The sequence below is a fragment of the Salinivibrio sp. PR5 genome, from assembly GCF_001996085.1.
Lineage (GTDB): Bacteria > Pseudomonadota > Gammaproteobacteria > Enterobacterales > Vibrionaceae > Salinivibrio > Salinivibrio proteolyticus.
On record NZ_MUFK01000068.1, the window covers coordinates 1 to 16,823 of the forward strand.

The following is a 16,823-nucleotide window of genomic DNA, read 5'->3' on the forward strand; positions in this document are numbered from 1 at the left end:
CCCCTCGTCCCCTCGTCAGGGCAGGTTCCCAGCCGTTACTCACCCGTCCGCCGCTCGACGTCCAGTAAATCCACCGAAGCTTCAATACTGCCGTTTCCGCTCGACTTGCATGTGTTAGGCCTGCCGCCAGCGTTCAATCTGAGCCATGATCAAACTCTTCAATTAAAGTTTTTTCGAAACCGAAGTTTCAGCTCAATGAATACTGATTACTGTTTATCTCCGAAGAGAAAAACGAATTGACTGTGCCGAACAACTGTTAAAGTTGTCGTTTGGTCACTCAGTTCATCGAATAAATCTTTTTGTCTATTCTCAACGAGTGCCCACACAGATTGCATAGGTCAAATTTTTAAAGAGCATCGCTCAATCTTGAGCGGGAGTGGCATTTTACGCCACCGAGGCAGTGAGTCAAGCTTTTTGTTTACTTGGCTTTGCTGCCGTTTGTTAGCGCGGTTTGCCGTGCCAACGAGGAGCGCATTATAGAGAGGTATTTTTGTGACGCAAGGGGTTTTTAAAGAAAAAATACCGACCGAACAAAAAACACACAAAAGGGTGTATTAAAGGGGGCTGGGTTTAACCATGGCGATGGATAGAAGCGGTAAAATAAAAGGTTAACGACTGGGAAATCCCTCGGCTATCTTTCCAACTTACAATCACTTCCAACTGTTTAGCATAAGGGCCTGTCTCCCCCATCAAGGTTTTTGTGGTTTTCGCTTCTAGTTGGTAAGGCGTTTCTTTGGTTTCAATCAAGCACCCAGCAATATTTGAAAGCTGAATCATTTCTCCATTCTTTGCTGAGCAAGGTGTATCGGTGTTGATGCGCTGCCAAAGGGCGAGTTGATCACTGGCAATATGCATGGCTCCTTCGGCTAGCCGAGCATTATATTGGCGAGCTTCAATCTCTGCGGTGAGGCTATACAGCCCTAACCCCGTGACAGAGACCAGCACCAGCGCAATCATTATCTCTAAAAATGAAAAGCCAGATTGAGACTTCATCGCCTTACCCTCCACTGGGCGGTGTTAGGTTGTAATAGCTATTGGGTAAGGGCCTTAACTGTCCGAGCCCCTCAAAACTAGCATGCTTGTTGTCATCGTCATACTTGGCAACTAACGAGCTATTAATGACTGTATTGCCATCGGGCACATCGATGATAAATGCACCCTCAGTTATAAAACTGCCATCAAACCAAAATGGGACGCGGCTTGCCTCATCAAACGTGTTGATATTTCCAGTAATAATTTGACAGAGTATTTGAGTATTTGTAGTGGCGGGATAAGAGCAGGAGGCCGCCCCCCCTTTATCAGTCATCCCCCACTGTTTTGCAAATTCATTGGCCTGAATCGTAGGATTAAATTGGTAGACCACACCGTTAAAGGGATCGATCGTACCACGAAGTGCCATAATGCCATCTTGTACAACCAACAACACGGGTGGGACGTGTGGGCCACTCGGCAAATTCTCTTCTCCTCCGAGGCTTAAATCACAAGGCCCATCAACCCAGACTTTAACATTAGGTTGTCCGCGCCCCTGTTCCATCGCATTGTAGACCGCTTCATAACATTTCGATGCATCGCCATGCGTTTCAACGATGGTTCCGCCTTTTTCCTCAAACTGCTGTTTGGCAAGCCACCACTGCGAACGCGGGACACCAAAAAAGTCTTGGAAAAGATCCATGTCCTTCACATTGGTTTGTACATCTTTTTTCAGCAGCGTCTCTGCCTCATCGCGGCTATCCGCAACTTCGCCATAATCGACTTTAGTTTTATACTCATCTGCACATTCTTTACCCTCATCTAAGTGGACGGTAAATGTGTTTTTGCTTCCGTTCTTTTGATTCTCCTGATTACTTTTATCTGGTTCACCTGGCTTTTTGGGGCTAATCCTCACATCACCACCGGCAATAATGGACTGACATTCATAGCGTCCATCTTCACGTTTTTTGCCCTTCGCCGGCCGCCAGTCTTGAGCTCCATAAAATAACGCCGAACCTGACGTGACAAATGCTGCCGCGCGACCGCCTCCCGCGCTTTGCAAGGTGACTCCAACCTCCTGCTGATGTGAGTGACTACTTAGCCGCCACAACGAGGGATTGTTTGGCCAAGGCGCTATCTCTAATCGACTTCCAGCCACACCTTGGCACTCTGATAATTGAGTCAGCCCTTCGGCCGCCTCAACGGATGAGAGGTCGATGCCCTCTTGATAAATTTTCGCCACCGCACAATCTAACCCCGCCCAAGCCCGAGAAAGATACTCTTGGGTTTTAATTCGTGCCTGCGCCTGCTGGATATCATTTATCGCACGTCGACTCACACCAAACACCATCAACAGTGCAATCAAAGCAATACTGGCCACTACAACGAGCGTTGCAATACCGGTTTGTGTCTTCCTCATAACTGCCTCATTGTGTTGCGTAATACCAGAGTACGAGATAGGATTTCTTGCGTGTTTGGGGCCTCTTTTAACGCGGCAGATAAGGTGATGGTTAGGGCCGTGACGGTGCGATGGTTGGACGTGCTCACTTCTTCGCGCTCAAAAGTCAGGTTATCTATCACAATGTTGCGTGAAGAAATATCTCGCCAGTGACCGGACTGGCACCTCCAGTTAGATGTATCGTCGTGGTTCTCGTAGATTTCTACAGCCTGATTATCAGCATCAAACCGAAAGCCTTTGACATCATCTTTTCCTGCATCTAACTGAGGAACGACGCCCGTCTGTTGGTAAGCAAACCGAATGCATTGCCCCTGATTGTTGCTGCCAGTGTCGCCAATCAAAATCAGATGCCTATCTACTTGGAACGCTGCTGTCTCACCACACTGATAACACAATCCAGCTCGACGAATATCGGACTCCATCATTGTCAGTAAGCGACTTAGCTCAAGGGACAAGTTAGTCTTCGCATCAAGACGGGTTTGAGTCACACTGGCAGACGTCATCATCGATAATGCCGCTAACATGACCATTAAACTAACCGATAAACCGATAAGCAGTTCGAGCAAGCCATACCCCCACTGATTAACTACTCGCATCTTTTTCACCCTCAGTACGGCAAGTTGTGTTGTCTTTGTTTTTACAATAGCTGAAACCAAGGTACTGACGGACTTGCACGATATAGTCTGGCTGTTGGCTGTTGTCGGTGCTTAATCCGAGTGTGAGGTTGAGGCTTGGCCGCTGGGTGCGAAAGTCAACCGTAAATAGTCCGGGTGATTCTTCGTCTGCGTCTACTTCTTCTACATCTTGCCACTCTTCTTTAACTTTTCTTTTTAGCGTGACCTGTTTATCTAACCTCACCATCAAGGCTTGGGTTTGGTGACAGTCGAGAGACGTTGGCTGTCGGCCTGCTGATGTTCGGGCTGTGGACAGTGGCTCTGCTTTGGCAACAATGCAGTCTATCCCATCATCACTGACGAAGCTGACAACATACGGACGATTTTCTTCAACGGCTCGGCTTTGTGCTAATTGAAACAAACTGGTGAGTGCCGCACTGTCGTTAGCAACCAGCGTCGCTTGGCGCGCTTTTTGAAAGTTAGGAAACGCAACACTGCAGGTAATCGCGACCACAGCCAGCGCAATCAGTGACTCAATTAAAGTAAAGCCATGAGAAAGCTGCCTAAGATGAAGGGTAAAACGCATACTGCCTCCCAAGTTAATCGCCCACCGATTGATGATGAGAGTACCACTGCCCTAGGCTGGATGACGTTTTAGTGACAGAGTCTTCGAGAGGCTAACAAAAATGAGCTTTAACAGTAGATCACGCTTACAAAAAGGCGTGACATTAGTCGAATTACTGTTTGGGGTCGCCATTATTGCTACGCTAGTCGGCATTGCGTTACCCGTCTATTCTCATTACAAACAGCAACAAGAAAGGCAACATGCAAAGCGTAACCTGGTCCAGTTACAAGCATGGGTAGAGGATCATTTTATTACCCATCAATCGTTTCCTAACGCCAGCGACCAAACTGAGTTAAAAGATAAGTTGTGCGAAAACTGTCAGCTATCTCAACGCTACAACTTTGCAGTGCATGGGCAAACAAAAAGCTATTATGTCACTGCCACGCCACGTCAGGAAACCTCACAGGAGAAAGACCCCTGTGGTGCACTAACCCTTTACCCGAGTGGCCTAATCGCCGCGCAATCGAACCATAAAGACTGCCCGCTTCCCCATCTTCAAGCTCCGACTAAAGGATAAAAAAATAGCCAGCACGAGGCTGGCTATTCATCAGTTTAGTTGTTCTTTAGACAAGTAGTATTCATTAACCGGTAAGGTCATCGAAGAATTTCTTCACGCCATCGAAAAAGCCTTCTGATTTTGGCTTATGCTTTTTCGCTTCGCTTCCACTGAATGACTCTTCAAGCTCTTGTAAAAGCTCTTTTTGACGGCTGCTCAATTTGACAGGAGTTTCAACCACCAGCTTACAAATGAGATCACCCATACCGCCGCCACGTACGGATTGTACGCCTTTGCCACGCATGCGGAACATACGACCCGTTTGCGTTTCAGCCGGCACTTTCAAGCTGACACGACCATCCAACGTCGGCACTTCAACTTCGCCGCCGAGTGCGGCCATTGTGAAGCTAACCGGTACTTCGCAGTAAAGATTATTGCCATCACGGGTGAAAATATGGTGCTCACGAATGTGTACTTGTACGTACAAATCACCCGCTGGGGCACCGTTTTCTCCGGCTTCACCTTCACCTGATAGACGAATTCGATCCCCTGTATCGACGCCAGCTGGAATTTTCACATTCAGGTGTTTGGTCTTTTTCACACGACCTTGACCATGACAGCTGTTACAAGGATCTTTAATAATGGAGCCGCTACCATGACAGGTTGGACATGTTTGCTGCACGGCAAAGAAACCTTGGCGCATTTGCACCTGACCAATACCATTACAGGTACCACAGGTTTGCTTTTGCGAGCCAGGTTTGGCACCGCTGCCATGACATGTATCACAGCCTACATAGGTCGGGACTTCGATCTCTTTGCTGACGCCACGGACCGCCTCTTCAAGCGTTAGCTCCATGTTATAGCGCAGATCGGCACCACGTTGCGCGCGTTGCTGACCACCGCGACGCCCTCCGCCGAATATATCGCCGAATACGTCACCAAAAATATCGCTAAAGTCAGCGCCACCGCCGAAACCACCGCCGCCGAAGCCGCCGCCACCCATACCGCCTTGTTCAAAGGCTGCGTGGCCATATTGATCATAGGCAGCGCGTTTTTGTGGGTCGGTCAGCACTTCGTACGCCAGCTTAATTTCTTTGAACTGGTCAGCGGCATCTTCGCCTTTATTACGGTCTGGGTGATATTTCATCGCCAGCCGCTTATAGGCTTTTTTAATATCGCGCTCGCTCGCATCGCGGCTTAGACCGAGCACTTCATATAAATCTCTTTTTGACATGGTCTGACTGCACCTGTTTACGTCAACAAAACAAAGACGTTCAAATCACGGTTTGATAAAACGACGGGCGAAGGAGATTGCTCCCCTACGCCCGTGCTTACTAACGACAGCGCTTTCGCTTATTTCTTGTCGTCGTCTTTGACTTCTTCAAACTCAGCGTCAACGACGTCATCGTCTTGTTTCGCTGAATCTGCACCGGCGTCTTGTTGCGCCTGCTCAGCTTGTGCTTGCTGCTGAGCAATTTCCATCAGTTTTGATGAAGCCGCGACCAGTGCTTGTACTTTCGCATCGATGGCTTCTTTATCTTCGCCATTGCGCGCAGTTTCAAGCTCAGAGATCGCTGTTTCGATCTTCTCTTTGTCTTCTGCTGGCAGTTTGTCGCTGGCTTCTTCAACTTGCTTACGGGTGCCGTGAACCAGCTGATCCGCTTGGTTACGTGCAGTTGCGAGCTCTTCGAACTTCTTGTCCGCTTCTTTGTTCGCTTCTGCTTCTTGAACCATCTTCTCAACTTCTTCATCACTCAAGCCGCCAGACGCTTGGATGGTGATTTTCTGCTCTTGACCCGTTTGCTTGTCTTTCGCAGACACGTTCAAGATACCATCAGCATCAAGATCGAAGGTCACTTCGATTTGTGGCACACCACGTGGCGCAGGCTGAATGCCTTCTAGGTTAAACTGACCCAGTGATTTGTTATGCATGGCTTGCTTACGCTCGCCTTGAATCACGTGGATAGTTACCGCGCTTTGGTTGTCTTCCGCCGTCGAGAACACTTGGTTCGCTTTAGTTGGGATCGTGGTGTTTTTCTCGATGAGCTTGGTCATCACACCGCCCATGGTTTCAATACCCAGTGACAGAGGCGTTACGTCAAGCAGTAGCACGTCTTTTACGTCGCCTGCCAGTACACCACCTTGCACTGCCGCACCAACAGCAACCGCTTCATCAGGGTTCACGTCTTTACGTGGGTCTTTACCGAAGTACTCAGCAACTTTCGCCTGTACCATTGGCATACGGGTTTGACCACCTACCAAGATGACATCAGTGATTTCATCAACAGACAGCTCAGCGTCTGCCAGAGCAACTTTCATTGGCTCAAGAGAACGTTGAACCAAATCTTCAACCAAAGACTCAAGCTTGGCGCGCGTTACCTTGATGTTCATGTGCTTAGGACCAGTAGCATCCGCAGTCACATAAGGCAGGTTAACGTCAGTTTGCTGCGCAGAAGAGAGCTCGATTTTCGCTTTTTCTGCCGCTTCTTTCAGACGTTGCATCGCCAATGGGTCTTGACGCAAGTCGATGCCTTGCTCTTTCTTAAACTCGTCGACCAAGTAAGTGATCAGACGGTTATCAAAGTCTTCACCACCTAGGTGCGTGTCACCGTTAGTCGCCAGTACTTCGAACGTTTGCTCGCCATCTACTTCATCGATTTCGATGATAGAGATATCGAAGGTACCACCACCCAAGTCATAAACTGCGATAGTGCGATCGCCGCCTTTCTTGTCTAGACCATAGGCCAGTGCGGCTGCAGTTGGCTCGTTGATGATACGCTTAACTTCTAGACCTGCGATACGACCAGCATCCTTAGTTGCTTGACGCTGAGAGTCGTTAAAGTAAGCAGGTACTGTGATAACCGCGCCAGTCACTTCCTCACCGAGGAAGTCTTCAGCGGTTTTCTTCATTTTCTTCAGAACCTCAGCAGAGACCTGAGGTGCAGCCATTTTCTGGCCTTTCGCCTCAACCCACGCATCGCCATTGTCAGCTTTGACAATTTTGTATGGCATGATGCTAATGTCGCGCTGTACTTCTTCGTCTTCAAAACGACGACCGATCAAACGTTTGATCGCGAACAGGGTGTTTTCTGGGTTTGTCACCGCCTGACGCTTTGCAGGTTGACCGACTAGCGTTTCACCGTCTTGTGTATAAGCGATGATTGAAGGTGTTGTACGATCACCTTCTGCGTTTTCAATCACGCGTGCTTTTTCACCGTCTAGTACAGCGACACATGAGTTGGTTGTACCCAAGTCAATACCAATGATTTTACCCATCTGGTGCTCTCCGAAATTCGTTCTGTGGCTTTATTGCGTTACACCCTATGTGGGGGTAACCGTGAGAGGTTCAACCCCTCACCGCAAATTTTTATTTAACGCTGCAATCTAAATAAGGGCAGCATGCTTGTTTTCAAGGTCTGCGATAAAAAAAACCGCATTTTTTAGGCCTTTTATATCGAGTGGCTGACAAAAAGGCCTGTATTTATTGACGTTTTCGACGTCAGACCTTGTTACGCTTTTTCGTCAACGTTGCCTTGTGGTGCTTTAGATACCATCACCATCGCTGGGCGCACGACGCGACCATTTAGCTCGTAACCTTTTTGCATCACCATCATCACGGTGTTTGGCTCGTGCTCAGCGCTTTCTTGGATTGACATCGCTTGGTGCAGTTCAGGATTGAATGGCTGACCTTGCGGATCAATTGCGTTCAGGCCGAACTTTTCAACCGTATCAGTCATGGTTTTTAGGGTAAGCTCCACCCCTTCAACCATAGGCTTGATGGCTTCGTTTTCTTTATCCGCCATCTCGACAGCACGCTCCATGTTATCAATCACGGGCAACAGCTCACCGGCAAACTTCTCTAGCGCGAATTTACGCGCTTTATCGATTTCTTGCTCGGTGCGACGGCGCATATTGTCGACATCCGCACGGGCACGCAGCACGCTGTCTTGCTGCTCTTTCACTTTCGCTTCACTGGCTTCAAGTGCGGCTTCAAGCTCGGTAATACGTGCAATCATGGCCTCGGTCTCGGCGTCTTCGATATCCGCCGCACTACCGCTCACTTGTTGCTCAGTGGCCTGCTCTGCGTTTTTGGCTTCAGCAGCTTGCGCTTGTTTTACGGCTTCCTGCTCTTGCTTCACTTTCTGTTCTTCGCTCATGATCACTCCGACACAAATGGCATTGCCCAGCACGCCACTGGGACTATTCAACTTGATTGACGGGGTTATTATGGGGATGAATATTCACGATTCAACCATCAGGCCAACCCAAATCACGACAATCGCGATTTTGCCGCGTTATACTGGGCACAAATAGACACAGGATCCGCATTATGTCGACACCTTTTACACGCATTGCGCTTATCGGTAAGCCTCGTAATCCAGAGGCCGTGAACACACACATTAGCCTTTATCATTGGCTCACCGAGCGTGGTTATGAGGTGTGCATTGATACGCGTCTTAGTACTAATTTGGGATTACCCGATGCGCATTACTTGGATCTTGTTACGATTGGTCAACATGCTGACTTAGCCATTGTGATTGGGGGCGATGGCAACATGCTGGGCGCGGCACGCGTGTTATCGCGCAGTGGCATCAAGGTGATTGGAGTGAATCGGGGCAATTTAGGCTTTTTGACCGACTTAGATCCCGACGCCTTCGAAAACGCGCTTGAAGCCGTCTTGAGCGGTGAATACATGGAAGAAGATCGGTTTTTACTCGAAACCGAGATCCACCGTCATGACCAAGTCAAAAGTCATAATGCCTCACTGAACGAAGCAGTGCTCCACCCAGGGCAAGTGGCACATATGATTGAGTTTGAAGTTTACATTAACGAACAGTTTGCCTTTTCTCAGCGCTCCGACGGGATCATTATTTCAACCCCCACCGGCTCCACGGCGTACAGTTTATCGGGAGGCGGCCCTATTCTTTCTCCGAGCCTAAACGCGATTTCACTGGTCCCTATGTTCCCTCACACCCTATCCAGCCGTCCGTTAGTCGTCGATGGCAACCGCCGCATTAAACTGCTGGTTTCGCCCGATAACCGCGGCACGCTGGAAGTCAGTTGCGACGGACAAGTCTCTCTTCCTGTGAACCCTGGCGACGAAGTGCATATTTATAAAAGCCCGGCCACGCTGAAGCTTATCCACCCCAAAGATTACAATTATTACAATACGTTACGCACCAAGCTAGGCTGGTCGTCGAAACTCTTCTAATCGCTTCCCTTGCCGTAAAAGGGCATAAAAGCAGGTTCGCCTGCTTTTTTTTGTGTGCAATTTTTGTGCGGAAACTCCCAGAAGGAACAATTCTTCTTTTTACATATTCACTGGATGTAAAAACAGTATATACTGTATCTATACACAGTTGTTGATAGATACAGGTGTTTTCCTATGTTAGCCGATATGACCATTCAAAACTTTGCCATCGTGAAATCCTTGGAGTTGGAGTTTAGTAAAGGAATGACGGCGATCACCGGAGAGACAGGTGCAGGTAAATCGATTTCTATCGATGCACTCGGCCTTTGCCTAGGCGACCGCGCGGACGCCAATATGGTGCACGTTTTTAGCACGACGCCAACGTTGGTAGCGAGACGCCATCTTATCAAGCAGTGATTGGTGTCCGGCATATTGGTCGAGCAGGGTGATCTGGTGTTCTGGGCGCAACAGTTGTTGATAGATACAGGTGTTTTCCTATGTTAGCCGATATGACCATTCAAAACTTTGCCATCGTGAAATCCTTGGAGTTGGAGTTTAGTAAAGGAATGACGGCGATCACCGGAGAGACAGGTGCAGGTAAATCGATTTCTATCGATGCACTCGGCCTTTGCCTAGGCGACCGCGCGGACGCCAATATGGTGCGTCCCGGTGAAAAACGCGCAGAGATCACCGCCAGTTTTACCCTCGAACAAAACAGTGCCGCGCGTCGTTGGTTGCAAGATAATGAGCTTGAAGACGGCGACGACTGTATTCTTCGTCGCGTGATTACCAAGGAAGGCCGCTCTCGTGCTTATATTAACGGTAACCCTGTCCCTGCCTCACAGCAAAAAGCCTTAGGACAACTACTGATTAATGTCCATGGCCAACACGCTCACCAACAACTGTTGCGCCCAGAACACCAGATCACCCTGCTCGACCAATATGCCGGACACCAATCACTGCTTGATAAGATGGCGTCTCGCTACCAACGTTGGCGTCGTGCTAAAAACGAGTTAAAGGCACTGATCAAGAAAAAAGACGATCTCGATGCCCAGCAACAACTGCTGGAATATCAAGTCGGCGAATTGAACGAGCTGGCACTAGGCGAAGAGGAATACCAGCAGATTGAAGAAGAACACAAGCGCTTATCAAACAGCGGCGATATTGCGATGACAAGCCAAGCGGTCGTGGATTTGCTCAGTGATAACGAAGACGCTAACGCGCTCAACCTTTTAAATGCCGCGCAGCAACGCTTGGTTGAACTGGCCACACTGGACAGTCAATTTGAGCCCTTAGCCACACTTATCGAAGAAGCGCGCATTCAAGCGCAAGAAGCGAGTCAAGAAGTGACCAGTTACCTCGACCGGTTAGACATGGATCCGCAACGCTTACAATATCTTGATGAGCGCATGAGCACGATTATGAGCTTGTCACGCAAACATCATGTGCAACCCGAAGCGCTTTATCAAACGCACCAACAACTGATCCAAGAACTGGATAAATTAGCCCATAATGATGAGGCGATTGAGCAGCTCCAAGCCGACGTAGATGCGCATTTTGCCGCCTGTTTGGACACGGCAGAAAAACTCAGTAAAAGCCGACGTCGTTATGCCCGTGAGCTCAATAAACTGATCACGCAAAGCATGCACCAACTGAGCATGGAGCACGGTACCTTTGAAATCCAAGTCGAAAACAAAGCCGACACTCATCTAAGTCCCTTAGGGGGAGATGCGGTGGCCTTTTTGGTGTCAACCAACCCAGGCCAACCATTACAACCGCTCGCAAGGGTTGCCTCTGGCGGTGAGTTATCTCGGATTTCATTAGCCATTCAAGTGATCACCGCCCAAAAAGTGGAAACCCCGAGCCTGATCTTTGATGAAGTCGATGTAGGTATCAGTGGTCCAACAGCGGCGATTGTCGGTAAATTACTGCGTCAATTAGGTCAATCGACCCAAGTAATGTGCGTAACACACTTACCCCAGGTCGCCGGATGCGGGCATCAGCAAATGTTTGTCGCCAAACAAACAGAAAAAGGCACCACGACCACCCGTATGTATCCGTTGGCCCGCGAAGAACGCATCAATGAACTGGCACGCCTACTCGGCGGTAGCGAGATCACCGAACGCACGCTGGCCAATGCCGAGGATTTGTTGGTTGCCGCATAGCATGCGTCAACCTATGGCACTCAACGATTCGCGACACCTCACAAACCTGTGAGCGTGTCGCCTTTTTCTCTTTTTAGGGCGAACTTTTTTCGATTCTTCCCATCCAATCGCTAGTCGCGAGCAGGTTTTTTACATATATTCCGAGCTTGTTTATACTCATTCGCCTTTCGTCAAGGACGAAAAAGCCTGTATCCACATAACGATTTGCGTGTGAGTGATATTATTTGCCATCAACGAGACAGTGAAGATGTTAACTATGGGTTGGACTAAAGCCGCCATTGCTGCCCTAATGGCAATTGCCATTACTGGCTGTTCTTACGCCGAGAAACTGGTTTATCGCGTCGATATCAATCAGGGCAATTACATTGAAGAAAAAGCCGTAGACTCACTTAAGTTTGGCATGACCAAAGAGCAGGTTAAGTTCTTACTCGGCCCTCCTATGCTGGTCGAATCTGGCTACCCAAACACGTGGTATTTTGTCCAATGGCAACAGCCTGGTCACCAAGCACCAACACAAAAAGATCTCGTGCTCTCTTTTGATGACAACAACCAGTTAGTCAAGGTCGATGGTGACTTCACGCCGGGTGAAAGCTTTTTCGAAGCCGTCCAATAATTCACGTTTCCGCGCGGTATCGCCACTGCGCGGAGCTCCTATGCCTTCGCGTTCATGGTAGTCTTAAGCTTTTACGCTTAGCTATCACACTATGAAACATATCTTCGAACACCATGGAAAACGCCTTGCTTACCAAGATGTTGGGCAAGGGCCTGTTCTGTTATTCGGCCATAGCTACCTGTGGGACAGTGCCATGTGGGCGCCTCAGGTTGAAGTGTTAAGTCGCCATTACCGTTGCATTGTGCCTGACTTGTGGGCCCACGGGGACTCAGACGATGCCCCCGAGCAGACACACTCGCTCGCTGATATTGCGGCAGACATGCTCGCACTGCTCGATCACCTCAACATCGAACAGGTCACGCTCATTGGTCTGTCCGTTGGCGGAATGTGGGGCGTTGAGTTTGCTCAGTTAGCGCCTTCGCGTTTGAAAGCATTGGTGTTAATGGACACCTTTGTCGGTCGCGAGCCCGAGGTAACGCACCAAAAATACATGGGAATGCTCACCACTATCGAGCAAGTCCAGCATGTCCCCGCGCCGCTTCTCGACGCCATCGTGCCACTGTTTTTCGCCCCCGCCACGCTGGCACAGCAACCGCACTTCGTCGACGCTTTCCATCACTCGCTCCAGCAACTTGAAGGCGATCGCGCTAACGCCGTCGCGCGTATTGGCCATCTTACCTTTGACCGTCGCGATCAAATCGATGCTCTCGCCAAATTAGCATTGCCCGTGCTGATTATGGTGGGGCAACACGATGTGGCTCGTCCGCCGCTTGAGAGCTATTTGATGCAAGATGAGATCACAGGCGCGGAGCTCACACTGATCCCAGAGGCAGGACATATTGCCAACCTTGAGCAACCAGAACGAGTTACCGAACGTTTGACGTATTTTTTACAACACGTCTATCGAGACTAATACGTTAACAAGACAAGAATCCGCGCTTTCTTGATACAAGAAAACGCCGCGAGTCGGCGTTTTTTCATGTTCGTTGCGAAAGCCGTTGACGGCGTTAAGAGCGCTTGCGCTGGGTATCCACGCGTCCGCCCGTAACAGGATCCGCTTTTCCTTCTAGCTTCGCTCGTTCCGCTCGGCGTCGGCGAATTTCTTTGGGATCCGCCTGCAGTGGGCGATAAATCTCAATACGATCTCCATCACGCACTTGCGCATCCAGCTTCACGGTGCGGCTGAAGATGCCAACTTTATTGTTGTCTAAATCAATCTCTGGGTAAGCTTTAAGCACACCAGATTGGCGAATAATCTCTTCAACGGTCGATTGCGGTTTCACCACACAATTAAAAATCCGCTGCTCATTCGGCAATGCGTAGACCACCTCAACACGGAGTAGTGTTTCTTCACTCATAGATCGTTTTCGCTCGTTCAGTAAATGCTTTCACCATACTACTTGTTAGCTCGCTGAAGATACGACCAAACGCCACTTCAACTAATCGATTGGTAAACTCAAATTCAAGATCGAGCTCAATTTTACAGGCGTCGCTGGAAAGCGGTGTAAAACGCCAACCTCCGCTCAGCCGTTTAAATGGCCCATCGACCAATGTCATATCAATGCGCGTGTTTTCCACCAAGTAATTTTTGGTCGTAAAGGTTTTCTTGATGCCTGCCTTCGCCACGTCTAACGATGCCACCATGGTTGTGTCAGTGTGCTCAATCAAGCGTGTGCTCACGCACCCAGGCAAAAACTGTGGATAGGCCTCAACATCATTCACCAAGGCAAACATTTGCTCAGCACTGTAAGGCACTAAAGCCGAGCGGATAATTTGCGGCATAAGGACTCCTTGCAAGTTAACCGCGAAATCATACCACCGCCGCATCTATTCACCAAAGCGTGCAGCCGCGTGTATCGACAAATACAGATGCGCTTCACTCAGGCTCGTGCGATAATCCTTTCATTCCTCAACACATAGCCTTTATAATGCGCCCACTATGGCTAAGAAAAACGCAAAGAACAAAGCAAGCAGTAACACCATCGCGCTGAATAAAAAAGCTCGCCATGAGTTCTTCATCGAAGATGACTTTGAGGCCGGGCTTGAGCTACAAGGCTGGGAAGTGAAATCTCTCCGTGCCGGTAAAGCCAATATCAGCGAAAGTTATGTGTTGCTGAAAGACGGGGAAGCCTTTTTGTTCGGGGCAACCATCACCCCGCTTAATGTGGCCTCCACCCATGTGGTGGCTGATCCTCAGCGTACACGCAAGCTCTTGCTTAAGCGTCGTGAGCTTGATACCTTGATTGGAAAAGTTAACCGGGATGGTTTCACAGTCGTGGCTCTTTCCCTGTACTGGAAAAAATCCTTCGCCAAGCTCAAAATCGGCTTAGCAAAAGGTAAAAAACTTCACGATAAACGCGATACCGCGAAAGACAGAGACTGGCAACGTCAAAAAGCCAGAATCATGAAAAACGCAGCACGTTAATCGTTGACGCGGTAGATCAATATGTTAGACTCTGCCGTCCAAACTCTGGGGCTGATTCAGGATTCGACAGGATTGAGAAGGCCCGTGGAGCATGCCGAGGGGCGGTTGGCCTCGAAAAAAGCCGCAAAAAAATAGTCGCAAACGACGAAAACTACGCACTAGCAGCTTAATAACCTGTTGAGTGCCTATCCTCCCTAGCCTTCGCCTGTAGGACGGGGATCAAGGATAGTCAAAACCAAACAGGATCGCGTGGATGCTTTGACCCGAAAGCTGAAGCGTTAAATCTAAGTCGGGTATGTCTTTGTGTGGCGTGTTTGTCCGCAGCACACTGACGAGATTAAAGACAAACTAAGCATGTAGCGCCATTGGTTAGACTGATTCTGGACGCGGGTTCAACTCCCGCCAGCTCCACCAATTTTATATTCAAAGACGTCCACGGACGTCTTTTTTATTGCCTCAAGCAACGCAAAATCAATAACTTAGCGTTCACTAAGGTCCATAGAGGTCCACCAACCGCTTTGATTTTTAGGTACACCGAGGTGTACACTGATGAAAATGGAGGCTGAGAGGTGTACCCATTATGGCTAAAATCATAGCTAAGCTTACGGATAAGAAGATAAAAGCGGCAACGCCAGAAGAGAAAGAGTACCTACTCTATGATGGCGACGGGCTCAGACTAAGAGTTAAACCAACCGGCTCTAAGCTTTGGCTTTTTAATTACCTGCGCCCATTCACCAAAAAGCGCACCAACCTCAGCCTCGGTGCCTATCCCACTGTTACCCTCTCTCAAGCGCGTAAAGCGACCATGGATGCAAGAGCCCTCCTCGCTCAAAACATCGATCCTAAGGAACACCGTGAAGAGCAACAAAGGCAAGAGATTGCGCTCACCGAGCATACGGTAGAGAAAGTCGCCTACCAGTGGTTCGAGCTGAAAAAAGAGCAAGTGACTGAGGGATACGCGACCGATATATGGCGCTCTCTGGAACGTCACATTTTTCCAAAGCTTGGCGCTACTCCCCTTTCCAAAATCACTGCCCCTATGGTGATAGATGCCTTAAAGCCCATTGAAGCATCGGGCAGCCTAGAGACATTAAAGCGTTTGGTCCAACGACTAAACGAAATGATGAACTACGCGGTTAACTGTGGCCTTATCCACGCTAATCCGTTATCGGGCATTGGCGCTGCATTCAAAAAGCCCAAAAAGAGCCATATGGCAGCGTTAACGCCCGATGAACTACCAGAGTTAATGCAAAAGCTTGCTTACGCGAATATTAAGCGGGTTACCCGGTGCCTAATCGAATGGCAGCTACACACCATGACGCGACCAGCAGAAGCGGCAGCTGCACGATGGGATGAAATAGACTGGGATAACGAACTATGGATTATCCCGGCGGAGAGGACAAAAAAAAGAAGAGAACACCGGATCCCACTCACAGAGCAGATGCTGGCGATATTAGAAGTAATCAAACCGATAAGTGGCCATCGTGATTTTATTTTTCCTTCAGATCGTGACCCGCAAAAACCTTGTAATAGCCAAACGGCCAATATGGCACTAAAACGAATGGGGTTTGCCGACCGGCTAGTGAGTCATGGGCTACGCTCCCTGGCAAGTACAACACTGAACGAGCAGGGTTTTGATGCAGACCTCATCGAGTCCGCACTTGCCCACGTTGATGACAACCAGGTACGGAGTGCGTATAACCGGACAGATTACATTGAACGCCGACGCCCAATGATGTGCTGGTGGAGTGGGCACATCGAGCAAGCAGCTAAAGGTAGCCTCTCAGTGACTGGGACTAAGCAGCTTAAAGTGATCTAACCGTAGACCCCGATAAAAACACGCTACCTGAATACTCTGACCTCTGCGTGGGGGCCCAAGCAATCTACCCACTATACCCAAGCGGGAATGTGGTTAGAGCGCATCAAATAAGGGCTTTAGGGTCATTTTAACAAACTAAAAATCGATCTGGGTACGGCGTGGGGTACGGGGACCATTAAAACCCTCAAATCTCATTGCCACCCAGGCTCTTTAATTAGTCTGCATGAACGTACAAGTATTGGAGTTAATTTTCGTTTCTTATGTAACCCTCCCTGTTTTAGTGGCACTCTAAATTAGAGTTTTTCCTACTTTCATGCCTTGCTAAATACTCCCAAGGAGTCAGATCATCGAGTGAGTCATGAGGGCGTTCATCGTTGTATTCCTTCATCCATTTTTCTGTCAGGTCTCGGACTTCACTCAAGGTTTTGAATACGTACATGTTGAGTA

Annotated in this window: 17 protein-coding genes, 1 rRNA gene, 1 other RNA gene and 1 pseudogene; 9 read left to right on the forward strand and 11 right to left on the reverse strand. The window is 48.9% G+C overall.

Translation table 11 applies throughout. The features are described 5' to 3' along the window. The 5 genes from BZG82_RS16525 to BZG82_RS15395 all read right to left on the reverse strand — a co-directional run. Positions 1–165, reverse strand: a 16S ribosomal RNA gene (locus tag BZG82_RS16525); the annotation flags it as partial. Between the two features lie 405 nt (positions 166–570). Then, positions 571–993 (reverse strand): type IV pilus modification PilV family protein, encoded by a 423-nt coding sequence (locus BZG82_RS15380; protein ID WP_077766250.1) that lies wholly within the window; start codon positions 991–993, stop codon positions 571–573. Positions 994–997: 4 nt separating this feature from the next. Further along, positions 998–2,389 carry a hypothetical protein gene (locus BZG82_RS15385; RefSeq protein ID WP_077766251.1) on the reverse strand — a complete coding sequence of 464 codons (1,392 nt, stop codon included), beginning with the start codon at positions 2,387–2,389 and terminating at the stop codon, positions 998–1,000. Beyond that, entirely contained in the window at positions 2,386–3,024 is a 639-nt protein-coding gene (locus BZG82_RS15390) for a hypothetical protein (protein WP_077766252.1), read from the reverse strand. The genes BZG82_RS15385 and BZG82_RS15390 overlap by 4 nt, the downstream gene beginning before the upstream one ends. Continuing rightward, positions 3,011–3,628 carry a pilus assembly FimT family protein gene (locus tag BZG82_RS15395; RefSeq protein WP_077766253.1) on the reverse strand — a complete coding sequence of 206 codons (618 nt, stop codon included), beginning with the start codon at positions 3,626–3,628 and terminating at the stop codon, positions 3,011–3,013. The genes BZG82_RS15390 and BZG82_RS15395 overlap by 14 nt, the downstream gene beginning before the upstream one ends. Before the next feature lie 100 nt (positions 3,629–3,728). Here BZG82_RS15395 and BZG82_RS15400 point away from each other — a divergent pair, with 100 nt between their 5' ends. Continuing rightward, positions 3,729–4,184, forward strand: a complete 456-nt coding sequence (locus tag BZG82_RS15400) for a type IV pilin protein (protein WP_077766259.1) — start codon at positions 3,729–3,731, stop codon at positions 4,182–4,184. 64 nt (positions 4,185–4,248) lie between these two features. Here BZG82_RS15400 and dnaJ read toward each other — a convergent pair whose 3' ends face one another. The 3 genes from dnaJ to grpE all read right to left on the reverse strand — a co-directional run bounded on the left by dnaJ (position 4,249) and on the right by grpE (position 8,320). Beyond that, positions 4,249–5,397, reverse strand: coding sequence for a molecular chaperone DnaJ (gene dnaJ, locus BZG82_RS15405; RefSeq protein ID WP_077457704.1), 1,149 nt, complete (start codon positions 5,395–5,397; stop codon positions 4,249–4,251). Between the two features lie 119 nt (positions 5,398–5,516). After that, on the reverse strand, positions 5,517–7,439 hold the full coding sequence (gene dnaK / locus BZG82_RS15410) for a molecular chaperone DnaK (protein WP_077766254.1): 1,923 nt from the start codon (positions 7,437–7,439) through the stop codon (positions 5,517–5,519). A gap of 233 nt (positions 7,440–7,672) precedes the next feature. After that, entirely contained in the window at positions 7,673–8,320 is a 648-nt protein-coding gene (gene grpE, locus BZG82_RS15415; protein ID WP_077480966.1) for a nucleotide exchange factor GrpE, read from the reverse strand. A 173-nt stretch (positions 8,321–8,493) separates the two neighbouring features. On the opposite strand from grpE, the gene nadK reads away from it, so the two are divergent. From nadK to BZG82_RS15440, 5 genes and pseudogenes are all read left to right on the forward strand, one after another. Continuing rightward, positions 8,494–9,375 carry an NAD(+) kinase gene (gene nadK / locus BZG82_RS15420; RefSeq protein WP_077663285.1) on the forward strand — a complete coding sequence of 294 codons (882 nt, stop codon included), beginning with the start codon at positions 8,494–8,496 and terminating at the stop codon, positions 9,373–9,375. 174 nt (positions 9,376–9,549) lie between these two features. Then, positions 9,550–9,714: pseudogene (locus BZG82_RS15425) on the forward strand (AAA family ATPase); the annotation flags it as partial. A 137-nt stretch (positions 9,715–9,851) separates the two neighbouring features. Beyond that, on the forward strand, positions 9,852–11,519 hold the full coding sequence (gene recN, locus BZG82_RS15430; protein WP_077766256.1) for a DNA repair protein RecN: 1,668 nt from the start codon (positions 9,852–9,854) through the stop codon (positions 11,517–11,519). A 256-nt stretch (positions 11,520–11,775) separates the two neighbouring features. Next, positions 11,776–12,132 (forward strand): outer membrane protein assembly factor BamE, encoded by a 357-nt coding sequence (bamE, locus tag BZG82_RS15435; protein ID WP_069591158.1) that lies wholly within the window; start codon positions 11,776–11,778, stop codon positions 12,130–12,132. A gap of 91 nt (positions 12,133–12,223) precedes the next feature. Next, the gene (locus BZG82_RS15440; RefSeq protein WP_077766257.1) at positions 12,224–13,045 is read left to right on the forward strand and encodes an alpha/beta fold hydrolase; all 822 of its coding nucleotides are present in this window, start codon (positions 12,224–12,226) and stop codon (positions 13,043–13,045) included. A gap of 94 nt (positions 13,046–13,139) precedes the next feature. On the opposite strand, the gene BZG82_RS15445 is transcribed toward BZG82_RS15440, so the two are convergent. Both BZG82_RS15445 and BZG82_RS15450 read right to left on the reverse strand, forming a co-directional pair. Beyond that, positions 13,140–13,490, reverse strand: coding sequence for an RnfH family protein (locus BZG82_RS15445; RefSeq protein ID WP_069591153.1), 351 nt, complete (start codon positions 13,488–13,490; stop codon positions 13,140–13,142). Continuing rightward, on the reverse strand, positions 13,483–13,914 hold the full coding sequence (locus BZG82_RS15450) for an SRPBCC family protein (RefSeq protein WP_069591154.1): 432 nt from the start codon (positions 13,912–13,914) through the stop codon (positions 13,483–13,485). The genes BZG82_RS15445 and BZG82_RS15450 overlap by 8 nt, the downstream gene beginning before the upstream one ends. Before the next feature lie 157 nt (positions 13,915–14,071). Here BZG82_RS15450 and smpB point away from each other — a divergent pair, with 157 nt between their 5' ends. The 3 genes from smpB to BZG82_RS15465 all read left to right on the forward strand — a co-directional run bounded on the left by smpB (position 14,072) and on the right by BZG82_RS15465 (position 16,376). Beyond that, positions 14,072–14,557: an SsrA-binding protein SmpB gene (smpB, locus tag BZG82_RS15455; protein WP_069591156.1), complete on the forward strand. Its 486-nt coding sequence runs from the start codon at positions 14,072–14,074 to the stop codon at positions 14,555–14,557. 47 nt (positions 14,558–14,604) lie between these two features. Further along, positions 14,605–14,971, forward strand: a transfer-messenger RNA (tmRNA) gene (gene ssrA / locus BZG82_RS15460). Between the two features lie 166 nt (positions 14,972–15,137). Continuing rightward, positions 15,138–16,376 carry an integrase domain-containing protein gene (locus tag BZG82_RS15465; RefSeq protein WP_077766258.1) on the forward strand — a complete coding sequence of 413 codons (1,239 nt, stop codon included), beginning with the start codon at positions 15,138–15,140 and terminating at the stop codon, positions 16,374–16,376. Positions 16,377–16,653: 277 nt separating this feature from the next. Here BZG82_RS15465 and BZG82_RS15470 read toward each other — a convergent pair. After that, positions 16,654–16,823: integrase core domain-containing protein (locus BZG82_RS15470; protein ID WP_158076016.1), on the reverse strand; the 170-nt coding region annotated here is incomplete at its 5' end.